Source organism: Dyadobacter sp. HNCC25DJ186 (assembly GCF_056895235.1).
This window is the reverse complement of sequence record NZ_JBXHAS010000002.1, coordinates 197,913-222,458: the sequence shown is the minus strand read 5'-3', so window position 1 is coordinate 222,458 and position 24,546 is coordinate 197,913. Positions and strand designations below refer to the sequence as shown.

At 42.7% G+C, this 24,546-nt stretch carries 16 protein-coding genes; 6 read left to right on the top strand and 10 right to left on the bottom strand.

Annotated elements, in window-relative coordinates:
• Positions 1 to 16: 16 nt before the first annotated feature.
• Genes AC1XUO_RS05815 through AC1XUO_RS05795 form a run of 5 tightly spaced genes read right to left on the bottom strand, consistent with a single transcriptional unit; the run spans position 17 to position 8,142 of the window.
• Positions 17 to 553 (bottom strand): c-type cytochrome, encoded by a 537-nt coding sequence (locus tag AC1XUO_RS05815; RefSeq protein WP_483328828.1) that lies wholly within the window; start codon positions 551 to 553, stop codon positions 17 to 19.
• A gap of 55 nt (positions 554 to 608) precedes the next feature.
• Positions 609 to 2,270, bottom strand: a complete 1,662-nt coding sequence (locus tag AC1XUO_RS05810; protein ID WP_483328827.1) for a hypothetical protein — start codon at positions 2,268 to 2,270, stop codon at positions 609 to 611.
• Positions 2,271 to 2,310: 40 nt separating this feature from the next.
• On the bottom strand, positions 2,311 to 3,690 hold the full coding sequence (locus AC1XUO_RS05805) for a DoxX family protein (protein ID WP_483328826.1): 1,380 nt from the start codon (positions 3,688 to 3,690) through the stop codon (positions 2,311 to 2,313).
• A gap of 18 nt (positions 3,691 to 3,708) precedes the next feature.
• Positions 3,709 to 5,055, bottom strand: a complete 1,347-nt coding sequence (locus tag AC1XUO_RS05800; RefSeq protein WP_483328825.1) for a RagB/SusD family nutrient uptake outer membrane protein — start codon at positions 5,053 to 5,055, stop codon at positions 3,709 to 3,711.
• 45 nt (positions 5,056 to 5,100) lie between these two features.
• The gene (locus AC1XUO_RS05795; protein WP_483328824.1) at positions 5,101 to 8,142 is read right to left on the bottom strand and encodes a SusC/RagA family TonB-linked outer membrane protein; all 3,042 of its coding nucleotides are present in this window, start codon (positions 8,140 to 8,142) and stop codon (positions 5,101 to 5,103) included.
• Between the two features lie 818 nt (positions 8,143 to 8,960).
• On the opposite strand from AC1XUO_RS05795, the gene AC1XUO_RS05790 reads away from it, so the two are divergent.
• From AC1XUO_RS05790 to AC1XUO_RS05775, 4 genes are all read left to right on the top strand, one after another.
• Positions 8,961 to 9,548 (top strand): RNA polymerase sigma factor, encoded by a 588-nt coding sequence (locus AC1XUO_RS05790; protein ID WP_483328823.1) that lies wholly within the window; start codon positions 8,961 to 8,963, stop codon positions 9,546 to 9,548.
• Between the two features lie 93 nt (positions 9,549 to 9,641).
• Positions 9,642 to 10,835 carry a FecR family protein gene (locus AC1XUO_RS05785; protein ID WP_483328822.1) on the top strand — a complete coding sequence of 398 codons (1,194 nt, stop codon included), beginning with the start codon at positions 9,642 to 9,644 and terminating at the stop codon, positions 10,833 to 10,835.
• Positions 10,836 to 11,052: 217 nt separating this feature from the next.
• Positions 11,053 to 14,478 carry a TonB-dependent receptor gene (locus AC1XUO_RS05780; RefSeq protein ID WP_483328821.1) on the top strand — a complete coding sequence of 1,142 codons (3,426 nt, stop codon included), beginning with the start codon at positions 11,053 to 11,055 and terminating at the stop codon, positions 14,476 to 14,478.
• Positions 14,479 to 14,506: 28 nt separating this feature from the next.
• Positions 14,507 to 15,988, top strand: a complete 1,482-nt coding sequence (locus AC1XUO_RS05775; protein WP_483328820.1) for a RagB/SusD family nutrient uptake outer membrane protein — start codon at positions 14,507 to 14,509, stop codon at positions 15,986 to 15,988.
• A gap of 73 nt (positions 15,989 to 16,061) precedes the next feature.
• Here AC1XUO_RS05775 and AC1XUO_RS05770 read toward each other — a convergent pair whose 3' ends face one another.
• A complete protein-coding gene (locus AC1XUO_RS05770; RefSeq protein WP_483328819.1) occupies positions 16,062 to 18,215 on the bottom strand; it encodes a GH92 family glycosyl hydrolase in 2,154 nt (717 codons plus the stop codon).
• 327 nt (positions 18,216 to 18,542) lie between these two features.
• Here AC1XUO_RS05770 and AC1XUO_RS05765 point away from each other — a divergent pair, with 327 nt between their 5' ends.
• Positions 18,543 to 19,958 carry a glycoside hydrolase family 125 protein gene (locus tag AC1XUO_RS05765; protein ID WP_483328818.1) on the top strand — a complete coding sequence of 472 codons (1,416 nt, stop codon included), beginning with the start codon at positions 18,543 to 18,545 and terminating at the stop codon, positions 19,956 to 19,958.
• Positions 19,959 to 20,040: 82 nt separating this feature from the next.
• Here the strand turns inward: AC1XUO_RS05765 and AC1XUO_RS05760 are convergent, their stop codons facing one another.
• On the bottom strand, positions 20,041 to 20,796 hold the full coding sequence (locus AC1XUO_RS05760) for an MBL fold metallo-hydrolase (protein WP_483328817.1): 756 nt from the start codon (positions 20,794 to 20,796) through the stop codon (positions 20,041 to 20,043).
• A gap of 197 nt (positions 20,797 to 20,993) precedes the next feature.
• On the opposite strand from AC1XUO_RS05760, the gene AC1XUO_RS05755 reads away from it, so the two are divergent.
• Positions 20,994 to 21,905, top strand: coding sequence for a ThuA domain-containing protein (locus AC1XUO_RS05755; RefSeq protein WP_483328816.1), 912 nt, complete (start codon positions 20,994 to 20,996; stop codon positions 21,903 to 21,905).
• A 196-nt stretch (positions 21,906 to 22,101) separates the two neighbouring features.
• Here AC1XUO_RS05755 and AC1XUO_RS05750 read toward each other — a convergent pair whose 3' ends face one another.
• Genes AC1XUO_RS05750 through AC1XUO_RS05740 form a run of 3 tightly spaced genes read right to left on the bottom strand, consistent with a single transcriptional unit; the run spans position 22,102 to position 24,295 of the window.
• Entirely contained in the window at positions 22,102 to 22,893 is a 792-nt protein-coding gene (locus AC1XUO_RS05750) for a DUF4097 family beta strand repeat-containing protein (protein WP_483328815.1), read from the bottom strand.
• A gap of 33 nt (positions 22,894 to 22,926) precedes the next feature.
• Positions 22,927 to 23,748 (bottom strand): HEAT repeat domain-containing protein, encoded by an 822-nt coding sequence (locus AC1XUO_RS05745; RefSeq protein ID WP_483328814.1) that lies wholly within the window; start codon positions 23,746 to 23,748, stop codon positions 22,927 to 22,929.
• Entirely contained in the window at positions 23,738 to 24,295 is a 558-nt protein-coding gene (locus AC1XUO_RS05740) for an RNA polymerase sigma factor (protein ID WP_483328813.1), read from the bottom strand. The genes AC1XUO_RS05745 and AC1XUO_RS05740 overlap by 11 nt, the downstream gene beginning before the upstream one ends.
• Between the last annotated feature and the right edge of the window lie 251 nt (positions 24,296 to 24,546).

Genomic DNA, 24,546 nt, shown 5'->3' with positions numbered 1-24,546 from the left:
CAATTTAATATAGGTATTAACGGATTTCCGAGCCGTTCAGACGGTCGTCGGGAACGAAGAAATCTCTTGCAGGCATTACAACTTCGGGAAGTGTCCTGGCATTAATCGGGTCGTTCGCTTTTATCAGGCCATTTTCCGCAAGCAGGAAAGCAGTCAGGTCATATACCTCCTGATCTGTCAAAGAACCCGGCTGGTTATAAGGCATTGCACGCTTTATATAATCAAAAACCGTTGTTGCATAAGGCCAGTAATTTCCGATCGTTTTAATTCTGACCTTTTCTTTATGATCGGTTGAATTTTTTAAAGTAACCAATGCATCATTCGGGCCTTCAACACCAGTTATACCATGACAGCCGGCACATTTTACAACATATACCAGCTTACCAGCCGCAGCTTTTCCTGAACCAGCCGGAAGGCCTTTCCCATCCGGACGAACGTCGGTATCAAGTAAAGTTATTTCTTCCAATGTAGCCGGACGGCCAAACCCGAAGGTTTGGGGTGGAGCAAGCGTATCAGCCTGACTAACGTTCTCATAGGTAGTCAGGCTTTTCATTGAAGTCAATGTAATCGCTAAAAGCAGGCAAACTGCTCCGATAAAAAAAACAGACTTAATCATATTTCCCTGCATCAAGCGTACTTTTAGGCAAGATATAATTTTTATTGACCCGATCCAGAACAATATACAACGAATCTTTATTCTGATCGATTCCTTTCAAAATTACCCGGTTACCGTCGGTTGTCTGATAACGAAGTATCATCCGGTTACGATTTTCATTCCTGGGCGCCTCCGCAAATTCCCGGTCACGACGTGTTGAAGCGGCACGTGGATCGATTTTCAAAACTTCATCACCGATATTTATCAAGACTGCTTTACTAATCCAGTTCGGGTCCGGCTCATCTTTTGGATCAAGCTTTTTCTTTTTTGGTTTAGGCACACCACCGGAAAGATCTGTAGCATCCCGTGCACCAAGTTCCCGACCAGACGGCGCTTTATATTTATCCTGCAAGTAAAGCACATGCTCAACCGGATCGCCATAATAATGAAATACCCGCTGCCCACCGCCTGTACCTGTCAATTCAAAAGTCCTGCTGATATCCCTCATCGGAGCGCCTCCTCCGTTAGAAAGGTCAAGCGACGTCGGTTTGTTCACTTTGAAAGTGAGTGTTGTCCATTTTTCAAAAGTGGCCCATTGCCATCTGACTGTATCATTAGGTGAATAGGGAATTTCCTTGTTATTGATACGAAATTCAGTAACATTATAATTACCACGAAGCTCTTTGATACCCGCTGTTGAAGGTTGTTTGTATGGATCATACAGAAAATTTACCAGTGATAGATAAAAGAACAGGATTAAAAATACGCCGATCACAGCCGATTTGACTCCAATCCGCGCATATTTCTGCCATGCTTTTGTAAATGTAGGGTAATAGTTAACAGGCACTGTCAGACTTTCACAAATGAACAGGTTATAGAGACGTGGAATATCCTGGATCATCAGGAATGCAGACAGGATTACAAAGTAAGAGCTATAAACGTGAACACCGCCATCATAGGCAAAATTCACGTAAACAATATCACCCAAAGCTCCGAACAGCAACACTGCCCCGAGAAATGTTGTTTTTCGAAAAAACAAAAGTACGCCACCGGCAATCTCAACCACACCGGCAAAAACCTGATACCAGGGCACAATTCCAACGGATAACCAGTAAATTTTCTGCAAGGTAAAATCTCCAAAATCGGTATTCAAAAGACCCAGAGACGGATAAGGCATTTGTGTGGGAAGCAATTTGGTAAAACCAAAACCAATAATCCCAATGCCTGCACGGTAGCGAACAATCGTGCGCAGCCAGTAATTAAGTTTGATATAATTATTCGGATCTTTTTTCAGAAGTTTAATCAGCACAGTCCAGACTGCGCCGACTATGGCAGCAAAAATCAGCGTTATAACGTAGGTCGCGTATCCGTTCAGATTATTTCCAAAAATCGTTCTTCCAAAAATTTCAAGTCCTGAGCCAAATCTGGCGACGTCGTATGGATCACGATAATGAAGATTTGTCCAATCTATTGAAAAGACAACCTTATACCATTCCGGGTTCCAGGGAAGGGAAATGCTGACGAAGAAGATGAAAGCGATACGAAACAGAATTTTCTGCCATTCAGGCCATTGCTTGTCTGTCGTCTGGCCTGCCTTTTCTGCGTCAGATTCTAAGCTCCGTGCATTTTTGGCTTCTTCTTCTACCTCTGCCGAATTACTCGTTAAGATTGACATATTGAATGTTGTTTATCGTTTATTTTCGAACAATTTCAGATCAAAGTTTTGGACTACCTCTTCTTCCCAGCTTCTTGATTTCAGTCTGGAGATATTTTTTATTGATTTTTTCAAGGCGAACAGCAACTGAATCGCCGTCGGTATTAAGCCCGGATAGAAGAATTGTTGCAGAATCGGGGCGACTATAACGCAGTTGAAATTTGTCGGAAGCGTAATGTTTGTTTCTGTTTTCAAGATTCAGAACATGTTTTGCTTCGTCAATTTTATAATGGTAATAATGTCTGCCCGCAGATCCTAAAAACTCATAAACCCGGTCTGAATCATTTTCTTTGATCTCTTCAACATTGGTTGGATCAATAATGACAGGTCTGTTTGATCGGATACTCAGCGTGGCCCAGTCTTCAAAAACTACATCCTTCCAGCGTACCGGATCAATGGGCGAGTAGGGTAAAACTTTGTCGTTAATCCTGAACTCAGCAACATTATAAATTCCAGCGGCTTTTGCCAGGCCAGGAGCTTTCGGATACTGATAAGGATCGTGGAGATATCCGTTTCTGGTTTTAAAACCAAACAGAATCACAAAGAAAAAAATGAAAAACACTTTTAAGCTAAGGCGGCCGTATTGCTGCCACTTCACCGGGTATGTTGGATGAAACCGGTTTGGTATTGTTGGTTTTTCCAGTCCCAGTAAACTATAAAATCTGGGCGCATCAAAAGCAAATAAATACAGCGCAAGCAAAATCAGGTAAAAGCTGTAAACGGCCTCTCCTCCACCATACGCAAGGTTGGACATAAAAACGTTTCCTGTGAAGGGAATTATGATCAGCGTAGCGATCGATGTAGTTTTTCTGTTCAGAAGCAGTAATCCTCCAAGAAGTTCGACAAGTCCAAGAAACGACTGATACCCCGGCACAACACCTAACGTAAGGGCGAAAATTTTCCAGTCAGAAAAATCACCATACGGTGTATTTAGATTGCTGATGGAAGGAAGCGGCGATTGAAGCGGGAAAAATTTGATCAGCCCATAAGCGATCAGACCCAGCGCAAGCCGGTAGCGAACGAGCACACGGATCCAGTAATACAAGGCATTATACTCTTTTTTTTCTTTGTCAACAACGCCCCAGACCAGACCGCCGATGATGGCAATAACCAGTAACCCTACCAAATTCAGAAAGGAATTCTCTGCAAAAAACTCAGGAGCGTAATGAGCCAGATTGAAAAAATCACGATAGTGAAGATCCAGCCAGTTGATTGAAAAAACAGTTTTAGAATATTTCCAGTCGAGAGGAAATGCCAGCAGGAAAAAGTAGATAGAAGAAATCCTGAAAGTTGTTTTTTCAGAATTATTCCACTGCCGCTGACCACTAAATGATGCATCATATTTGAATTTTGCGTCATTCGATAAATTTACCGTTGCCATAGATGATGAGTTTAAGAATTAATATCCTGGATTTTGTTCCAAAGCCTTGTCTGTCTGAAGCTGAACCGAAGGTATCGGCATCAGATATCTGTTCGGATCGGTGATGTTCAACACAGCTGCGGCACGGCCGGTACGCACCAGATCAAACCAGCGGTGCGGTTCCAAAGCAAACTCAATTCTTCTCTCGTTCTCCACCGCCAAAAGAAGTTCATCTTTCGTCGCCGCCGCGGTGGCTTGGAGGCCAGCTCTGGAACGGATTAAATTCAGATCAGTAGCAGCATCGGTAAGTTTTGCCTGCTGCGCCCGCGCTTCTGCACGGATCAGATACAATTCCGCAATACGGATCACATAGGAAGGATCAGAGCCGGGGGAACGGTAATATAGATTTCCATACCAGCGATTCTGATTATCTTTTGCAACGAGCGTACTTCTGTTTCCACCTTTCAAGGGATCATTTACCAAAGTTACAAAAGCATCATTGGGAGCCCACTGACGGGTACCGCCATTCGTTTGCGGCTGCCATTGTCCGCGGTGATCGTTTATTTCCGAAGTTCCGTTATAAAAAATTTCGAGAACAGATTCCTGTGTACCCCGGACATTACTCACGAAAAATGCATTGTATGGAGTGAGAAGTTTATAGTTTACAGCATCGGCAATTACTTTTGTTGCATACTCTTCCGCCTTCGCCCAATCTTTTTGGTATAAAAAATAACGCGATTTCAAAGCCCATACCGTTTTGCGGGTAGCATGGTAGCGGTTAACGGTTTCGGCTAAAAGTGGCTCAGCGGCGTCCAGGTCTTTCAAAACCTGCGCGTATGTTTCTGCTTGTGTGCTGCGTTTGATACCTGAGTTGTCGGACGGCGTCGAAGTTGGCTGCGTAATCAGCGGCACTCCGCCCCACGTTCTTGCCAGGTCAAAATAGGCCAGGGCACGTATGAAATATGCCTCTCCAACAATCGGGTTTTTCAGCGCGTCAGTTAAGGTCGGATCGGTTACCGCCGGCACTTTTGAAATAACCTGATTCGCTCTGTTGATTGTTGCGTAAATAGCAATCCAGGCATTACTAACCGTTACATTTTCTGCGTTGACCTTATGATTGATAAATTCCTGAACCTGCGATTGTGAACCCGTCCACTGGATATTATCACCCGACAAATAACCTATGGACTGGAATGAGGTTCCATAGTAGTTTGCATTGGCAACTGCGTTGTAAACTCCTCGCAATGCAGTCTCGGCAGATGCTTTATCGTATATGGTTTGCTCGTCGGAGATCGAAGCTTTCGGCTCAACATCCAGGAATGAATCGCAGGATGTAAGCGAAGATAAAGTCATTGACAACGCAAGTAAATAATTAATTCGTTTCATGATTCTTCTCTAAGTTTTGAGAATTTATGTTATTGCCTGGCTGGATTACAGCGTAATATTTAAACCCACCTGAATAGAACGCGGCTGCGGCGGAGTTCCCAAATCGATTCCTTGCTGGTTCGCAGCGCTGCTCGCGCTTGACTCTGGATCAAGACCTGTGTATTTTGTAAAAGTCAGCAGGTTTGCTCCCTGCAAAAACAGCCGAAGTGTTTCGATTTTCAATTTGCTGGTAAAGACTTTTGGTATCGTATAACCAACATTCAGTGCGCGCAAACGAAGGAACGAACCATCTTCAAGCCAGCGACTGCCGCCGTCACGATAGTTATTTACGTTCACACCATCCGGTCTTGGCACATCCGTTACGTCACCCGGCTTTTGCCATCTGTCATTGTTGCTTGCCAGAATTACCCTCGCTGCGTCACGGGCTCCGCCGCCTTCACCGAAGAATTTGTTATGGTTGTAGATCTTGTTTCCATACTGGTAAGCGAAGAAAACAGCTACGTCAATACCTTTGTAAGTAATGTTATTGGTGATTCCTCCGAAGAATTTCGGCCAGATACTTCCGTAAACCTGGCGGTCGTCTACTGTGATTTTCCCATCGTTGTTCACATCTTCGTATACCGTGTTTCCCGTTTGCGGATCTACGTAAAGCTGTTTGTAAACCCAGAAAGAATAAAGCGGAGAACCCTGCTGCTGCAAAATCAGATCACGACTTCCGTAACGAAGCGGATTGTCCAGTTTTTCAATGTTATTGACATTTCTGGCGACATTGAAATTCGTAGTCCACGTAAAATCAGCCTTTCTGATATTGGCCGTCTGGATGCTGAATTCAAATCCTTTGTTACTGATCTCTGCTGCGTTGCTCCAATAGGTATTGAATCCGCTGGTTCCCGGCAACGCCACTGTTAGAAGTCCGTCGGAGGTGTATTTGCGGTATGCGTTCAGTTCAACTGTGATTCTCTGGTCAAATAAACCAAGGTCAACACCGACGTTGAACTGACTAGTTTTTTCCCACTTCAAATTTGGATTCGATAATTGCTGAGGCGCAATTCCGGGTAAACCTTCATAAGAAGCACCACCAGCCCAAAGTCCACGTGATGCAAAGTCTCCGATCCCATTCTGGTTTCCTGTGATACCATAACTTGTACGTAATTTAAGGTCGCTGATCACGCGGGTATCTTTAAGGAATCCCTCCTGTTTGATACGCCATGCAACGCCAACGGCCGGAAAATAACCCCATTGATTATCCTGGCCAAAACGAGAGGATGCATCTGCACGGATACTGATATCAGCCAGATATTTACCCCCGTAATTGAAATCCGCCCTCGAAAAAAATGAAGTGAGCGTATTTTTACTCCAATTCTGAGCACTGGTTGTTGTGGCTGCGGAAGATATTTGTGTGAAAGAATTGTTTGCAAATCCACGTCCTTCCGCTGCTGTACGGGATGAAACTGAGCTTTGTAATGTGTTTCCTACAAGGATACCGAAAGAACTTTTCGCACCCAGATTTTTCCGGTATGACAATGTTTGTTCATTAATCCAGGTGGTGTATTGCCCGATGCTGGAAGTGGCAAGTCCATTCGGGCTTCCTGCGATCAGGTACGTATTCCAATATTCTGATTCATCGTAGTTGTTATAATCAATACCAAAACTTGATCTGAATTTAAGATTTGGAAGAAGGTTAGCTTCAACGTATAAATTTCCGATGTATCGAAGGCTGGTAGAATTTACGTCGTAGTATTTTAGTAAGAGTGTTGTATTGTCAAAACCTGCACGGCCAACCAATTCACCATTTTCATTGGTCGGGGAAAGGTAAGTAGGTGTATGAAGTGCAGCTTGCAAAAGCCCACCTGCTGGCCCGTCCCCAGCCCTTGCCTGATTCCGGAATGTGCGTGAAAAGGTATTACTTACGCCGACCGTTACGGCATCGTTTACTTTCTGGTCCAGATTGACTTTGAAACTCGCTCTTTGAAAAGTTATCGGTTTCAGGATCGATTCCTGGCTGTTGTAACCGCCACCGATATAATATTTTGTTGTTTTCGTTCCGCCGCTAAGCGACAGATCATAATTCTGAAGATGTGCTGTCTGAAAAACCTCACTCAGGCGATCGTATGTTTGCTGCTGCTCCGGCAATCCACGGCCACCTTCCGAAACCGGACGAAATGGACGATTGGCCTGAGTCCTGTTAAGTGACGGCGTATCTTTTCCGGTATTGACCCACCATTCATTGACCAGTTCAGCATGCTCCGGGCCGGTTGTTAAATCCCAAAGTTTGGCTGCCTTTGCCCATCCCTGTGAAGTGCTGAAATTGATCTTGGGTTTCTGGTCAAAATTTCCGCGTTTGGTTGTGACGATAATAACGCCGTTTGCTCCTCGGGAACCGTAAAGCGCTGTTGCTTCGGCATCCTTCAAAACTTCAATACTTTCGATATCAGACGGATTAATATCGGCAATCGGAGAAGTTGCCTTCCCTCCTGTACTAAATGTCTGGTTGCTGGTGCTGTTAATAAAAACGCCATCCAATACATAAAGCGGATCATTGCTTGCGTTAATAGAAGTCGCCCCACGAACACGGATGTTGATGGCTTCCCCCGGAACACCAGTGCTGCTTGAAATTTGAACACCAGCTACTTTGCCCTGCAACTGCGCATCAAAACTTCCCGTTGGGATCCCTTTTGTTTCCGAAGGATCAATTTTTGTAATCGAACCAATCAGGTTTTTACGTTCCTGAGTTCCGTAACCTACAACAACGATCTCGTTGAGCAGCTTATGATCAGAGGCAAGTTCGACATTGATCGTACTTCTGTTTCCTGAATTGATCTGGATTGTTTTATAGCCTATAAATGAAAAAGTGAGAAATTCATTTGGCTTGTTTAGCGTTATCTTGAAATGGCCATCAACATCCGAAACAGCTCCCTGGCTCGTGTTATGAACGAGGATACTTACGCCTGGCAAAGGCTCTTTATTTTCATCCGTTACGCTCCCGCTTACAACGAAAGGTCCGGAGCCGGCCGACTGCGCAAAAACTCGGTTGGGCGATATCAATAATAACAAAGCCACAGCAATTACAGCTATGATTTTGTTCAATACTAGGCTTCCGTACAAACGAGACCTTGACTCATTGGTAATAAAATACATACATTTGATCGATTTAATTTAGACGATTGAATCTCTTCCGCTCTGCCTGATTCGATGTACCAGATCGAATTGTTTGGCAGGGCGGTTTCTTTTATTATGTGTTTTTGTTTAAAAATTAACGGTTCTTTCTTTAATTGATTTGATCTAAAATTACAGCACTAAACAAATCCGGAATTATAACGCATAACAATATACGCGACCGATCGAAAGACGATCCGGATAGGAACAAAATTTATGGTTCAGTCAGAATTACCAACTGACTGCATGAAAGTTGTGGTGGGTTACCAGAAGTAATTTAGCTGCAACAACAACAGCCATCAAGACCCAAACTGGCATGCATGATTTTTGAAGAAAATTGAGAAATGGTGAGTACAGATCCTGATTTCATAACATCTATGATTTGAATGATTTGTCTCCTTACCATAGGTGGCTTATGAATAAAGATTATTAGTATATAAAATTGATAGACAAAGTAAATTAATAAAAAATTATCATACAAGTGTTTTGATAATTAATTGAGATCAGAAAAATCAGATAGACGATTTAATGCGCTGTGATAAGTATAATTGTAGTCTGGCATACTTCCTTACGTGAGTGTTAATAAAACCACGAAGAATAGCAAAAAAGCAATCGATTATGTATTATAAATAGTGTTATATTTACTTATTTTATAAATTATTTTATTTTCACTGTAAGTTTATTTTAGCATTGTTATTGAAATTTAAAAAAATTTCGGTCAAAATAACTTCATGACAACGTTTTGAAAAATGTCGTACCTGGCTCCTAACATTGAAGAAAATGATATGTTGCAGCAAGTCGCTCTTGGCGATGAAAGGGCTTTCAGACGGTTGTTCAACAAATATCATCAGAAACTTGGGGCACATATCTACCGGATTACGAAGTCGCATGAACTGGCCGAAGAAATAGTTCAGGATGTTTTTTTGAAGATATGGACGAACAGGGCCTCGCTTTCCGAAACCGTCAATTTCCAGGCTTATCTTTTTGTCATCTCAAAAAATCACGCGCTTAATTGTTTAAAACGAATTGCTAATGAAAAAGCTTTAACGACAAACCTTGATGATATCATTTCCGACACGCAATGCGAAGAAGTTGCTGAGGATAATGAACGCTATATGCTCGTCGACGAAGCAATTGACCACCTTCCGCCACAACAGCGGCTCGTTTATTTGATGAGCCGGCATGAGCGCCTACAATATGCAGAAATCGCAGACCGTCTGAGTCTGTCTCGTGAGACAGTAAAAAAATATCTTCAGATTTCCACCGAATCCATTACATCCTACATTCGTAAAAAACTGATTATCAGTGTTATAATTTTTATGTCCAACTTTATTTAAAAATAATCCCATTCCAATACCCCCTTTTTTAACAATTTTTCTGTCTTAGATACAAACGAGAAGATTGTACTTTCCAGAAATGATTGTTATAATATGAATGAATTTTCTACCCGACTGGCTTATCTCTTCTACCGGTATTATTCCGGCGAGGCTACCGCTGACGAAACTGAGGAATTGATGTCACTCGTAAGAGCGGGAAAAAATGATCCGGAAATGGCTGCGTTGCTTGAGGAATATTGGGAAAAATCAGACCATAACGATTCATTTTTTTCGAAAGAAGAAAGCGAAAAAATATTCAACGCGATTGTTAGCCCAGATGCGACGATGGAGCAGGATATTGAACCTCCGGCTCTGAACACTTTTTATTGGTGGCGTTATGCGGCCGCGGCTATTATCGTACTCTTTGGATTTGGTGCTCTTTACAAATTTCAGTCAAAATCTGCCAAACCAGCCGTGGCAATTGTCAAGTCAACGATAACCGATTATGCACCAGGCGGCAACCGCGCGTTGCTTACCCTTGCAGACGGCTCGACCATCGTTCTGGACAGTGCAGCAAATGGAGTCCTGGCTAAACAAGGCAGCACAGAAGTCCACAAAAAAGAAAATGGCCAGCTGGTCTACAATGCTACGAATCCGGATATTATCCAGCCCGTCAACCAGATGAACAAACTTTCGACACCGAAAGGCGGACAATATCAAATTGTTTTACCTGATGGAAGTAAAGTTTGGCTTAATTCTTCGTCGTCTATTAAATTCCCGGCTATCTTCTCTAAAAACGAACGGAAGGTTGAAGTTACAGGCGAAGTATTTTTTGAAGTGGTCAAAGATAAAAACAGGCCTTTCAAAGTTTCCTTTCTGGAAAATGAAATTGAAGTACTGGGTACGAGCTTCAATGTGATGGCGTACATGGACGAAGCTTCCTCCAAAACAACACTCGTTGAAGGTTCCGTTTCGTTAAAAAATAACCGAAGCCAGATGTTTTTAAAACCTGGACAACAAGCAACAATCGGTACATCAGGACAAATAAGCAAGAAAGAAGTGGATATCGAAGAGGCGATTGCATGGAAGAAGGGCCAGTTCTATTTCCGCGACGCCACTATTGAAGAGGTGATGAAAAAGGCAGCCCGCTGGTATGACGTTCAAATTGAATATCAGGGAAAGATTCCCGTACGGCAATTTACCGGGAAGGTTTCCATGGATGTAAATATTTCCGAATTGCTGCACATGCTCAAATACGCTGGTGTGAATTGCAAAATCGAAAATAAAAAAATAATTATCTCGGCCTAGACCCTAAATCGTATATACTAATACGTTCAAATTTAATCCTAAAATCCCATAACGTCTTAACTATGAAATCAACTTCAAAACCACCAACATGATTAGACTGGGTTTGAGACTAAAACAGGGAAAATGCTGCGAACATTTCCCCTGAATAAACTCAGGCTCAACAATCAAATGCGCTGTTCAGAGAGCAATTATTATTTTACCTAAATCTTACAAATATATGAAAATAAAATTTTTACTCCGGCGTGGCAAATCTTACCGGTTGACCATACCAGCTAAACTGTTATTGACCATGAAACTGGTAACGTTACTGCTCATGGCAACGTTGTCGCAAGTGACTGCAATCGGGTATAGTCAGAAAATTTCACTGGACAAAAGAAATGTTTCAATCGAAACAGCCTTTAAAGCCATCGAGAGCCAAACCGATTATCTTTTCTTGTACGATAAATTAGATTTGCCAACTTCCAGCCTTGTTTCTGTGCGCATCAAAGATGCGACCATCGACCAGACTTTGAATCAGCTTTTTCAGAACTTGCCTCTTTCTTACAAGATTTTCAAGAAGAATATTGTTATAAAAAAAGAGGAAAAGATAAAGTTAGAGTCCGTCATGACACCAGCAGAAAAACCTTCTTTCCTGCAAGCTCTGACCGGTAAAGTAATTGATGAAAAAGGTGAAGGATTGCCTGGTGTTAATATTGTCATCAAGGGCACATCGAAAGGTGCAACCACGAACACATCCGGAGAATATCAAATTGATATTACGGATAAGGGTACTGTACTGGTATTTTCATTCGTAGGTTATCTGACTCAGGAACTGGAAGTGGGGAGCAGAACAACGCTGGATGTAACGCTCAAAGTTGATGACAAAGCTTTGGAAGAAGTAGTAGTCGTTGGTTACGGAACGCAGAGAAAAAGTGATCTGACCGGTGCCATATCTTCCATAAAAGCGGAAGATCTTAAAAAATTGCCAACTACTTCTTTTGATCAGGCTATCCAGGGTCGCGCTGCCGGAGTTCAGGTTACGCAGGCATCTTCTGCGCCTGGCGGAAGGGTTTCAATCAGGATTCGTGGTGGAAATTCTTTGAGCAGCGGCAACGAACCACTTTATGTGATCGACGGGTATCCGATTACGGCCGGGGGAACTGCCGGAGGAAACGGTGCAGGGCAAAATCCACTGGCTTCCATCAATCCGAGTGATATCGCTTCGATGGAAATATTAAAAGATGCTTCTGCTACTGCCATTTATGGCTCACGTGGTGCAAATGGTGTGGTTCTGGTAACGACAAAACGCGGAAAAGCAGGAAAAACTTCGGTGACTTATGACGGCTATTATGGTGTTCAGAAAGTAATTAAAAAACTGGATATGATGAACGCCAGAGAGTTTGCAACACTTGTCAATGAAGCACGTGTAAACGATGGTGTGGCTACACCCGTTTTCCCAAACCCTGCAGATCTTTACAATTTCCCGGATCCGGCAACAATGGGTGAAGGCGTTGATTATCAAAATGAAATATTCCGGTCGGCTGCAATTCAAAACCATACGATCAATATTTCCGGTGGTAATGACAATACAAAAATTGCTGTATCCGGAAGTTATTTTGACCAGAAAGGCGTATTGATCGGTTCCGATTTCAAGCGTGCTTCGATTCGTGCCAATATTGATACCAAGCTGAGCAAAAATATCATGTTCAGCACCAATCTTACTACCAGCAAAGTTTGGGGAAACAACGGACGTTCGGAAGGTGATGGCGGTGGAAATGCAAACACGGTAAACGCTGCATTAATCATGCCTCCAACTGTACCGATTTTCCAACAAGACGGAACTTACACCCGCTTAAATCCAACACCCGGAGGATCCACGGTTCACAATCCTGTTCCTATTGTATTGTTCAACAAAGATTTTCAGAACGTTGATCGCGTGATGGGGACGATGGCTTTTACGTGGAATATCATCACGGATCTTTCTCTGAGAGTTTCTGTCGGTACTGATATGTCCAACGCGAGCCGCGAAACTTACGAACCTCGCGAAACTGTAAATGGCTACAATGCGAACGGCAGAGCTGGTCAGGCCAACCGCCGTTCCATGTCCTATTTGAATGAAAACATTCTGACTTACAACAAAGAAATAAACAAACATTTATTCAACGTTGTGGCAGGGTATACCCGCCAGATGGATCGGGACCAGCAGTTCAGCGCTTCTTCCAGCAACTTCTTAACTGATTTATATGGAGCCGACAAACTTGATGCCGGTGCAGTATTTGCGAGTCCAATTTCCTGGAAAAATCAAAGCCAGCTGGTTTCTTATCTGGGACGGGTTAACTATACCTACAACAACAAATATCTGCTCTCGTTAACAGGTCGTTCTGATGGCAGCTCAAAATTCGGGGCAAATAACAAATGGGCATTTTTCCCGTCTGTTGCGGTTGGTTACAAGTTATCTGAAGAATCTTTTATCCAATCCATCGATGCGATCAGTAACTTGAAAGTTCGTGCGAGTTATGGAAAAACAGGTAACCAGAATATCGAAAACTATCGCTCACTGGCTCGCCTGAATGTTTTTAACTATGACCTGAGCGGCGCTTTGGTTTCAGGTCTGGCACCAAACAATATCGCCAATCCGGATCTTCGCTGGGAAACTACCGCTACCACGGATGTTGGTATCGATCTCGACTTATTTGGGAATCGGCTAAATTTTGTTGCTGATTATTATTACAAGAAAACGACAGATCTGCTTTGGAATGTAAGTGTTCCGCTGACATCCGGTTTCGGATCTATTTTCAGAAATATCGGGAGCCTTCAGAATAAAGGCCTTGAATTGAGTATCGGCGGAGAAATTTTTGTCAAAGATTTCAAGTGGAGCTCGAATGCAAACTGGTCTATGAACCGTAACAAAGTGCTTGAAATTCCAGGTTATACTCCGTCCACACAAAACGAAATCTCTGGCCATTTGAAAATAAACGGGAGCTGGCTTGAACCAGGTTTGCCTGTTGGTGTTTGGAATCTGCTTCAATATGATGGTGTTTTCCAAAATCAGCAGCAATTTGATGCAGGGCCTCGTTCTGCAGCAAACGATAAACTTGGAGATGCACGTTTTATTGATAAAAACGGAAATGGCTCAATCAACCTGGCAGAAGACCGCATGATTGTCGGTGACCCAAATCCTGACTTTATCTACGGCTGGTCAAATAATTTCTCCTACAAAGGATTTGATTTATCTGTCTACATGCAGGGAACTTTCGGAAACGACATCTTAAACGTGCAACGTGCCGAAAGCAATGTCTCCGGACCATGGGGAAACCAAAGAAAAGAAATAGTAGACCGCTGGACGCCAACGAATACAACCTCCAATATTCCCCGCGCACGTGTTACTGTGAATCCACTTCTTTTACAGTCTTCGTGGCTTATTGAAGACGGATCCTTTCTACGGGTAAAAACAGCTTCTCTCGGGTACACATTTAAACCATCCAAAGGCATAAATTCCTGCCGGGTTTACGTGACAGGACAGAATTTACTGACGTTCACAAAATACTCAGGGTTTGACCCGGAAGTCAATTCGCCAGGTAACAGTAACCTTCAATTGGGCGTAGATTATAACGCATATCCTGCCGCGCGGACTTTCCTGGTTGGTGTTAATGTAGGCTTTTGATCAGATATAAAATCTATTTAAAAATATTATGATGAAAACGAATTTCAAAATATGGATATCCTCAGCACTCTTCGTGACGAGCATATTCGGATGTCATGAGACTTTTCTGGAAGAGAAAGTTTATGATACGCTTACGCCTCTAAATTTCTACAAATCGGAAGCTGATATGCAGGCTGCGGTCGTATCTGTTTACAATGCCATGCACTCAAATGATTGCTGGGGAAGGCAGGTTTGGCTTGCGGCTGAATACCCCGGCGAATCGTCCTGGCCAAACAATTCCGGAGAAGCCTGGAGATCAGAATTGGACCAATATACCTGGACGCCAAGCTCTACTGGGTTTAAAACAATTTGGAGCGGTTTGTACAGAATGGTCAATCGCGCAAACACGGTGATGCAATACGCCGACGGGATCACCTATACAACGCCTGCAAACAAAGATCAGATCCTGGCAGAAACCAGATTTCTTCGCGGCCTGGCATATCTGACTCTTGTCCGTTTTTTTGATCATGTACCTTACGTCACAGTTGAAAATGCAACGGATCTATATCCTTCCAATGCCAATACGGATGACCAGGTTTGGGATCTGATCATAGAGGATTTTAAATATGCGCTTTCGGTTTTGCCTCCGGTTCAGACTGGCAGAGGTATCGGACGGGCTACTTCCGGAGCGGCACAAACAATGCTGGCGAAGGCGTATCTGACAAGAGCTGGGAAACCCTGGAACAAAGCTGAATTCTGGCCTCTTGCAGCTGAGGAAGCTAATAAAATTATCAATAACGCTGCATACGGCTACGGTTTGCATGCCAATTATGCAGATGTTTTTTCCATAGCGAATGAACACGGAAAAGAGTATATTTTTAGTTTGGAACTTGAAAGCGGAATAAACTTAGGAAAAGATTTTCCAACTTTTACTGGTATTCGTAGCGGAAACCAGTTGAAACTGGACGGCTGGTCCTCATTGGTTGCCGAAACCAAATTTTTCGATTCTATGAGTCCGCAGGATAAGCGAAGAAACAAAACATTTGTAGTTTCATACACCGATGTCAGAGGAAACGGGACGGTTTATGAATATCCAAAAACAATTACGCTGCCCCATTTCAACAAATTCAACAATCCTGATGATAACAAAGCGACAGGTACCGGTGACTATGCTACCAACTTGCCGATCACGCGGTACTCAGACGTTTTACTGATGCACTCAGAAGCAGAAAATGAAGCAAAAGGACCGAGCGCAGAAGCCGTAAAAGGTATAAATCTTGTAAGGCAACGGGCTGGACTGGAAGTTTTGAACCCTGGTTCGATGACAAAAGAATCACTTCGTGAGGCAATTATCCAGGAACGTTCGTGGGAGCTTTGCGAAGAAGGTCATGCCTATTTTGACTTAAAACGCCAGAACGCAATTATCAAACGGATCACTAATTTTAAACCAACTGAAAAAAGTTATGCCTTTCCGGTTCCGCAGGACGAACTGGATGTAAATCCTAATTTGCAGCAACATCCTGCATATTAATAACAGCATTGGTAAAAAGCAAAAAGCGGTTAATGAGCTATCATTAACCGCTTTTTGCTTTTCTCTTTAATATTTATTTTGTCAGGATTTCAACTTCCCCTCCGTTTTTAAATAAATCATGCGATATAAAGTATCCTTTGTTTTCTTTGCCATTCACCTTGATTGAAGTTATGCCCCGACCCATTCCAGGCTTACTGATTTTAATCATTTTGCCATTACTGGTTCGCCAGGTCACCTCGTCAAAAAGTGGAGCTGTTACCAAATACTCAGCATCGGTTGCAGAGAACGGATATAGACCCAAAGCACTGAAAACGTACCAGGCAGACATTTCACCCGCGTCATCCATACCGCTGAGTGCCAGTCCTTCTTCGCCGATTCCGTACAAATTGTTTAAAATATTATCCAGAACTTTCTGAGATTTTTCCGGTTTTCCGATAAAGTGATAGGAGAAAGGTGCCTCATGGTCAGGCTGATTTCCGTGACAATACTGCCCAATCATCGTTTCCACATTTCTTGCGATATAATCAGGGTTCCAGGGTACGGTGAACAGAGAATCGAGCTTTGATTCAAATCCTTTTTCACCGCCGTAAAGCGCAATCAGACCTTTCATATCATGCGGTGCAAAGAAGGAAACCTGCCACGCGTTTGCTTCCCGATACATGTATTCATAGTAGGGATACTGTGGATTGAACGGTTTTATCCAATCACCATTTTCCAGTCGGCCTCTCATAAATCGCGTCTCCGGATCAAACATGTTTTTGTAATTTTTCGATCTGGCCATTAAAATCCGGTAGTTGGCTGTGTCGCCAAGACTTTTCGCCAGCTGTGCAACTGAATAGTCATCGTACGCATATTCCAGCGTTTTCGAAACACCGGCTTTCGCTTTGGTTTCTACCTCAGGGTTGGGAATATCGGGATCAGAAATGTAACCTTTTTCGATATATTCTTTAATATGTGGTCTGGCACCGTGCTCAATATTTGCATTTTTTAGAAGGATTTGATACGTTCCTTTAACATCAAAATCATCGATTCCACGCAGGTATGCACCCGTAATGGAAGAAGCACCGTGATCACCGTGAAAAAATGTAGGGATAAAACCTGTCTCGTCTCCGACATCTTTCATCGACTTTATCACGTTCAGCGTAACCTCAGGCGAAATCAGTCCAAGCAACACATCCTTATTTCGGTACGTATCCCATAAAGAAGGCTCCGTATAATAATCGAAGTCTGCTTTGACAACATTTTTCTTTGCATCCGTAAATTCGCCGTTCACATCACTACGCAAAGCGGGCCACAAAAAGGACCGGTACAGGCATGAATAAAGCATTTGTTTTTGCTTGGCTGAACCACCTTTCACCTGAACCGAAGACAACAATTTTTCCCATTTTTGGTTTGCTTCACTGCGTATTATCTCAAAAGTTTTATCGCCGATTTCCTGTTCAAGATTTTGTTTCGCATTTTCTATACTGACGAACGATAAGCCTATTTTAACCTCGACCGGAGTCGAACTACCATCCTTCAAATGTACAATTGCAAATCCTGTCTTGGCACCCTCCTCTTTCTCTTCGAGCCTGTCAATATCCGTATTCAGCTTTGCATAAAAATAGATTTTCTCACCAGTCTGCTGATATCCCTGCACGGCATTTTTTCCTATCTGCTCTATTTTCCAATCTGATACTTTATTATTCGCACGGGCAAGGTCGAAAAGGATCTGCCGGGATTTGTTGTTTTTGTATTCATACTTATGAAATCCTGACCGAAGTGTAGAAGTTAAACTGACATTTACCTGATAATCTTCCAGAAATACCTGGTAAAAACCCGGAGCAGCGCTTTCTTTTTTATGTGAAAAACGGGAGCCGAATTTTTCACCAGGTTTGGAAAGAGGCAGAATTGGAACGTTACAAAGATTCCAGTGCCCCTTGTTTGTATGCGTAAAACCCAGAATAATTGAATCTTCATATTCATACCCGGCGCCGGACCCATATTCTGTCATTGGACTTAATTGCACCATCGCATTCGGCAACGAAGATCCCGGAAAGGTTAAACCTGCCCAGGGTCGCCAGCCGTCAGGCAATTTATAACCAAGGATTTTCGGGTCTGTGAGCGGGGCCGTACCAATAAATGTGTTGACATATTTGGTGTAAACCGCCTGTTTCTGCGCCCAACCAGGGAAAAATGACAGAAAGAATAAAGATGTAAAAGCAAAATTTCTGGTTTGAGTAATCATTATTTACAGTTTTATTTTAATATCCGTGCTTGCAATCAGCGATTTTCAAAGCTGTATTGTTATTCCTTTTATAAAGCTGTTTTATCACAAGTTCTATTCTATAATATTAATTTCAAAATAATTATTCCGGTATCCATTACTTTGATTTTGATGGGTTCAAGCTGCTGTTTGGTATTGCCGATAAAACATTTATACTTCAGGTAACTCAAAATTTGGTCACTGGTTCAGGACGGCTTTTGCAACAAATATGACCGGATTTATTAAAAATGAATTTGAATTAAATACCTTCGGGTAATTTTTTTCTATTCCTATAATAAATTCATTTTAATGAAAAGAAGCGTATTTTTAAAGAAATCTGCACTGTTAGGTACCGGGCTTCTGCTGACTAAGTTCCCTTCGTTTGCACGTGCGGATTATCCGACTGTCAGAGTTCCTGCTGATCAGCGCAAATTCAGCAGCAAGATTATTGAAGATTCCATCGCTGAGTTTAAATCAGCTGTAAAAGATAAGGAACTGGGTTGGTTGTTTGAAAACTGTTTCCCTAATACGCTTGATACCACTGTGACGCATAAAATGGAAGGCTCAAAACCTGATACGTATGTCATCACCGGTGATATCGATGCGATGTGGCTTCGCGACAGCAGTGCGCAGGTATGGCCTTATCTGCATTTTATCAAAAAAGACAAATCATTACAAAATCTAATTGCCGGCGTCATTAACCGTCAGGCAGTCTGTATCCTACGCGATCCGTATGCCAATGCATTTTACGACAGTCCTGATAAAGTAGGAGAATGGGCTTCGGACGAAACGGACATGAAACCTGGTTTGCATGAGCGGAAATGGGAGATCGATTCATTGTGTTATCCTATCCGTCTTGCTTACAGATATTGGGAATTGACAGGAGACACGACGCCGTTTGATGACAAATGGAAAGAGGCTGTCATGCTGACACTGAAAACATTTAAAGAACAGCAGCGCAAAAAAGACGATGGACCGTATCATTTTCAGCGGAAAACTTCCTGGGCAACAGACGGCGTGCCGATGGCTGGTTACGGATACCCGGTTAATCCGGTTGGCCTGATTTGTTCCTCATTCCGGCCAAGCGACGACGCGACCATTTATTCATTTCTGATTCCATCGAATTTTTTCGCGGTCGTGAGCTTGAAACAAGCGGCAAAAATGATCGAAAAAATAGCCGGGGATAAAAAAGCCGCGAACGAGTTGAGCGCGTTAGCCAGTGAGGTGGAAACTGCGTTGAAAAAACATGCCGTGGTGACCCATCCGGAATATGGTAAGGTTTATGCTTACGAGGTGAATGGTTATGGCAGTTATAACCTGATGGATGATGCTAATGTGCCAAGTCTTCTGGGTATGCCTTATCTTGATGCTATGCCTGTGACTGATCCTGTTTACCAAAACACCCGCAAAATGCTATTATCCCTGAATAACCCATTCTTTTTCAAGGGAACTGCCGGCGAGGGAATAGGTGGACCGCATATTGGCAAAGACATGATCTGGCCGATTGCGATCACGGTACGCGGGTTAACCAGCACGAATGACAAGGAAATCCGTGAATGTGTGACCATGCTTAAAAATAGCAACGCAGGTACCGGTTTCATGCACGAATCGTTTCATAAAAATGATCCAAAAAAATTCACCCGTTCCTGGTTTGCATGGGCCAATACACTCTTTGGCGAATTTTTATGGGAGACCTATAAAACGAAACCGCATCTTCTTGCTTAGACGGCGCGTTATTCAATCCAAAGATTAATTACGTGATGTTAAAAAACTCCTCTGCCGAGTAAATCAGCAGAGGAGTTTTTATTTACTTTTTGGAGTACCAGTTGCGTAATCTTACGTCAATTGATTTATTCCCATCGTTTACAGTTTTCTTGAAAACTTCCGTATCACTAAGCCCATTTGCACCGCGATAATGGTATGGATAAACGATTTTTGGTTTAAAGTCAAGAACAGCAGATGCAGCTTCCGGCACATCCATAGTATAAGGAAGATTCATGCAAACGAAAGCTACGTCGATGTTTTTCAATGCTCTCATTTCAGGAATACCGGCAGTATCTCCACTTAGGTAAACCGTCTTTCCGCCCATTTTCAAAACATAACCATTACCTCTACCTTTTGTGTGTTTGGCATCGGCTGCCTCAGGCAGGTTGTACATCGGTATAGCCGTGATAGAAATATCCAATTTACTAACCGTTTGACCATTATTAACGATGACCAATTTTTCTTTCAATTTCTCAGACATCTTATCAGCAACGGCCTGTGGCGCGACGATGATCGCGTGAGAAAGATCAAGTGCTTCCAGTGTCGCAGGGTCGAAGTGGTCTCCATGAATATCCGTGATTAAAATTAAATCCGGTGCGGCAATACCTTCAAACGTTTTTGCTCCTTCATAAGGATCAGCATAGATCGTTTTTCCATTCCATGTCAGGGCAAGTGTTGCATGATTAAGCGGCTGAATTTTCAGCGGTCCCTTAGCCGTTTTAACCTCGTCAGCGGCTGGCATTTGTGCAAATGAAACGCCGCATATAAGCAATAGTAAAAGAGTGAACTTCATTTTCATAATTTTTTTAGATTACGTTTTTCAAAGATAGATCGCCAACGACATTCTTCAATCCCGAAACTGCCTTTTATTTCATAATCAACGATTTTCATATCAGACATTTTCCAATCTTTGGAATTTCTGGTCTGGTTTTTTAGCAGAATATGTTTACTCGCCGATCAAGGCGACATCTAAGTCTCCACTAAACATCTCCAATTATGGCAACGAAGTATTCATTTTTTATCGTTTGCATACTATTTTTTTCAACTGATATTTCATTTGGACAATCTGAACCACAGAAAAAATCAAAAACCGGAAGGAAGAAAATAATCTTCATCGCAGGTCCGGATAGTCACGGGAAAGGCGAACATGAATACAATGGCGGCGTAACATTTCTTGCCAGAAAATTAAAAGAAGGTATGCCGGAAATAGATACCGCAGTATATCATAACGGATGGCCCAAGGAGGAAACTGCCTTGCGAAATGCCAGTACCATCGTACTATTTTGTGACGGTGCCGAAGGACATATTTTAATCCCACATCTTTCCGAAGTGGAGTCGCTGATGAATAATGGAACTGGTTTTGTAGTGCTTCATTTTACTATGGAATTACCAAAAGGAAAAGATGCAGACAGATTCCGGGAGCTCGTTGGTGGTTATTTTGAAACGCATTGGTCTGTAAATCCCTTTTGGACACCTGAAATAAAAAAACTGCCAGATCATCCTATCACATACGGCGTGAAGCCTTTTGCGATTAGAGACGAATGGTACTATCACATGCGTTTTGTTGAAAATGAGAAAAATATAACGCCGATTTTGAAAGTACTCCCCCCCGACTCTACCTTAGATAAGCCTGATGCATCACATGCAAACAACCCATACGTTCGGGAAGCGGTTTTAAAGAACAAGGAACCGCAGACAATTGCCTGGGCATATAATCGACCCCAAGGCGGGCGAAGTTTTGGATTTACCGGCGGACACGTTCATAATAACTGGCAAGACGATAATTTCAGGATGCTGGTTTTGAATGCAATTGTCTGGACTGCGAATGGAAACGTACCATCAAATGGTGTAACAACAACAACGCCCGAGTTGAAAGAGCTTGAAGTATTGACAAAACCTGGGAAATAGTTTGTGTTTATGTGATTTTTAATGCTTAGAATGAAATTGGAAATTAATGAGCCTTAATAAAGCTCACTAATCTTAACTACTATCTCATCTTGCATTTAATTTAAACGCAATGATTTACAAAGTAGATCAGGATGCAATTCTCCCCAAAATACTGCACGTTATGGGCATAAATCGTCTGCCTATTCGCAGCCTCACCTTATTTAAGCTTTTTGAGGTATATATTCCCGTAATAATTGCTTATCATAATCTCCGGTCCTCCGCCGCTGATCTTTCCGTATAACCAATCATCCAGCGTAGATTTGTTGACACCTGAACTGGTTGACTTAATCGTTTTAGAGGCACTCTGCGCTATATCAAAATCACTAAAAACCTCCCCATTTTCTGATTTCACTTTCAGGTTCGCCTTCAATGATGCAGGATAGGACAGATCAATCCTGCCGCCCATTGATGAAAATGCCATGGGTCTATCTGGGCTGACTTCCAGAAATGATGCCTTTAAAAGTCCATTGTAAGTATTCGCAATGATTGAACCACCAACATTATTCAACGTGATCGAACCATTCACATTTTCCACCTCCATAGTACCTATGACATTTTCCACGATGATATCGCCCTTGTCATAGGTCCTTAGTTTTAAAGAAGTCCTGCGTGGTACTTTTATGGAAACATTTACCGGAAACAACGCACTGTTGGTACTGATGGTAACATTATTGCTTTTTTCCTCAGCAGAAAGCCCAAGTGGGTTTCCTTTCACCAGACGCTTCATACCCTGGCCTTTTTCCACAGGCAATTCTCCCGAGGCATCAACGATAACGTCATTTCCGGCATAAGCCTGAACATGGATTGAACCGTAGACCAGATTGATGTCCACCATTCCGGGTTTACCAGGATTCTCCAAACTTACGACTAATTGACCTTTGCTGTTACTTTGAGCCTCAACCGCAGTGCATAGCAATAGCAGGAGACCAGTTTTCAGGTATCTGTTCATTATTCAAGAATTTAAATGATGCTAATTAATATTTTATGAAAGTTGTAAAATAGACTGTTCGACTTTTTCCTTCACTCGTCCACGAATTCCTTTTTGATGAAGCAACTGACGAAGCGCCTTAACCGCCCCCTTTTCCTGTAATTTAACCATCAGGTCGGACAGTGCCATTTGGACAACAGGCGATTCCTGGTGCGGAAGTGACTGGATAAGCTCCTTCCTGACTTTCGGATTGTCCGTATATTTGATAAGTGCCTCCAATGCCGCCAGCCGAACGTTCGTATTGGAATCAAAATTGAGCGTAGTCAACAGCGCCGTGATGACCTGATCATCCGCCTGATCGATCTCTGTGGAAATACTCACGGCATGCAGCCGCTCTGACGCAGACGGATTTTCGAACAACGTCATCATCATGATCTGTCTCATTTCCTGAATCTGTCTTGACATGGTATCAATCTGTTGTTGAGAAACTTCGCCTGTGTCTCTGTTGCGCAACCAGTATCCGGCTGTAACTCCGGTAAAGAGCAGAAAAACAGAGGCTGCAATTTGCAACCAGATTCCAGGCCTCCCGATCAGCCTGGAATCTTTGGGAGATTTTACAGGTAAACTGACGGTTTCCTGCCCATCCTGATACAACATTTCAAAGAATTTGGTCTGCATGTCAGGGCCTGGCTCCGGCGGCTGATCCGTTTTCAGCCATTGCCTCAGTTCCGAAATAAGCGCAAGTTCCTCCTGGCAGCTTATACATTGGGCTGTATGCGCATCCAGCAAATATTTTTCGTCAGAAGATAAATCTCCCTGTATTTCATCCAAGAACCAGTCTTTTGCCTGTTCGCAGCTGATGTCTTTACCTTTCATGTTCTGTTTTTAAATAAATAATTTTCAGCTCGTTTATAGCCCGGTGAACCCGTGTCTTAACTGCTCCTTCTGTGACATTCAGAATCTCGGCAATCTCTTTATATTTGAGCTCCTGATATTCACGCATGACCAGCACCTCGCGGTGGGCATCACTTAACCTGGTCAGCGCATTTCTTAGCTGTGAGGCCTGTTCCATTTTGTGCAGAGATTCATCTGCCAGCGTACCACCTCCTATCCTTTCAGCATAATCGTCCAAATTCCGATCATTACTTGTTCGTTTGTTTTGTTGCACCTGATCAAGAAGAACATTTCGTGCAAGCTGATACATCCAGCTTCTGAAGGCCCCATCTCCCGAAAATGAATTTCTGTACCTGATCATCCGGTAAAAAGCAGTTTGAACCATGTCTTCACACAAATCAGGATTGCCGTTCATGTGATAAAAAAATCCGAACAATTCGCGGTGATAACGCTTGAACAGCAGTCCCATCGGAAACAAATCGCCCTCTTTTACCCGGAGCATTAGCGCATTATCAGCCAGTGAATTCAAGTGTATAGAAGATCAGGTTATAAATTCGACGTGAAGACCGGGATAAATAAAAAAGGTTACAATATTCCTAAAATGTTTTCCGCTAACCGCTTGATAAAAAACTAAAAATTTAAACCAACGCCTATTAAAAACTGTGGAATTAGCATGTATTCGAGCAGTTTTAACATTAAAAAGCAATTAAAAATACCACTTGCCACATTAAAATCTGCCACATCTGCTGACTATACGTTTTTTTGTATTTACTTTGTAAT

Excerpts from the sequence above, each read along its gene's own strand:
- AC1XUO_RS05800 (WP_483328825.1), bottom strand. The coding sequence starts at position 5,055 with ATGAAACGAATTAATTATTTACTTGCGTTGTCAATGACTTTATCTTCG.
- AC1XUO_RS05810 (WP_483328827.1), bottom strand. The coding sequence starts at position 2,270 with ATGTCAATCTTAACGAGTAATTCGGCAGAGGTAGAAGAAGAAGCCAAA.
- AC1XUO_RS05775 (WP_483328820.1), top strand. The coding sequence starts at position 14,507 with ATGATGAAAACGAATTTCAAAATATGGATATCCTCAGCACTCTTCGTG.
- AC1XUO_RS05770 (WP_483328819.1), bottom strand. The coding sequence starts at position 18,215 with ATGATTACTCAAACCAGAAATTTTGCTTTTACATCTTTATTCTTTCTG.
- AC1XUO_RS05780 (WP_483328821.1), top strand. The coding sequence starts at position 11,053 with ATGAAAATAAAATTTTTACTCCGGCGTGGCAAATCTTACCGGTTGACC.
- AC1XUO_RS05760 (WP_483328817.1), bottom strand. The coding sequence starts at position 20,796 with ATGAAAATGAAGTTCACTCTTTTACTATTGCTTATATGCGGCGTTTCA.
- AC1XUO_RS05765 (WP_483328818.1), top strand. The coding sequence starts at position 18,543 with ATGAAAAGAAGCGTATTTTTAAAGAAATCTGCACTGTTAGGTACCGGG.
- AC1XUO_RS05745 (WP_483328814.1), bottom strand. The coding sequence starts at position 23,748 with ATGAAAGGTAAAGACATCAGCTGCGAACAGGCAAAAGACTGGTTCTTG.
- AC1XUO_RS05755 (WP_483328816.1), top strand. The coding sequence starts at position 20,994 with ATGGCAACGAAGTATTCATTTTTTATCGTTTGCATACTATTTTTTTCA.
- AC1XUO_RS05790 (WP_483328823.1), top strand. The coding sequence starts at position 8,961 with ATGTCGTACCTGGCTCCTAACATTGAAGAAAATGATATGTTGCAGCAA.
- AC1XUO_RS05785 (WP_483328822.1), top strand. The coding sequence starts at position 9,642 with ATGAATGAATTTTCTACCCGACTGGCTTATCTCTTCTACCGGTATTAT.
- AC1XUO_RS05750 (WP_483328815.1), bottom strand. The coding sequence starts at position 22,893 with ATGAACAGATACCTGAAAACTGGTCTCCTGCTATTGCTATGCACTGCG.
- AC1XUO_RS05805 (WP_483328826.1), bottom strand. The coding sequence starts at position 3,690 with ATGGCAACGGTAAATTTATCGAATGACGCAAAATTCAAATATGATGCA.
- AC1XUO_RS05815 (WP_483328828.1), bottom strand. The coding sequence starts at position 553 with ATGAAAAGCCTGACTACCTATGAGAACGTTAGTCAGGCTGATACGCTT.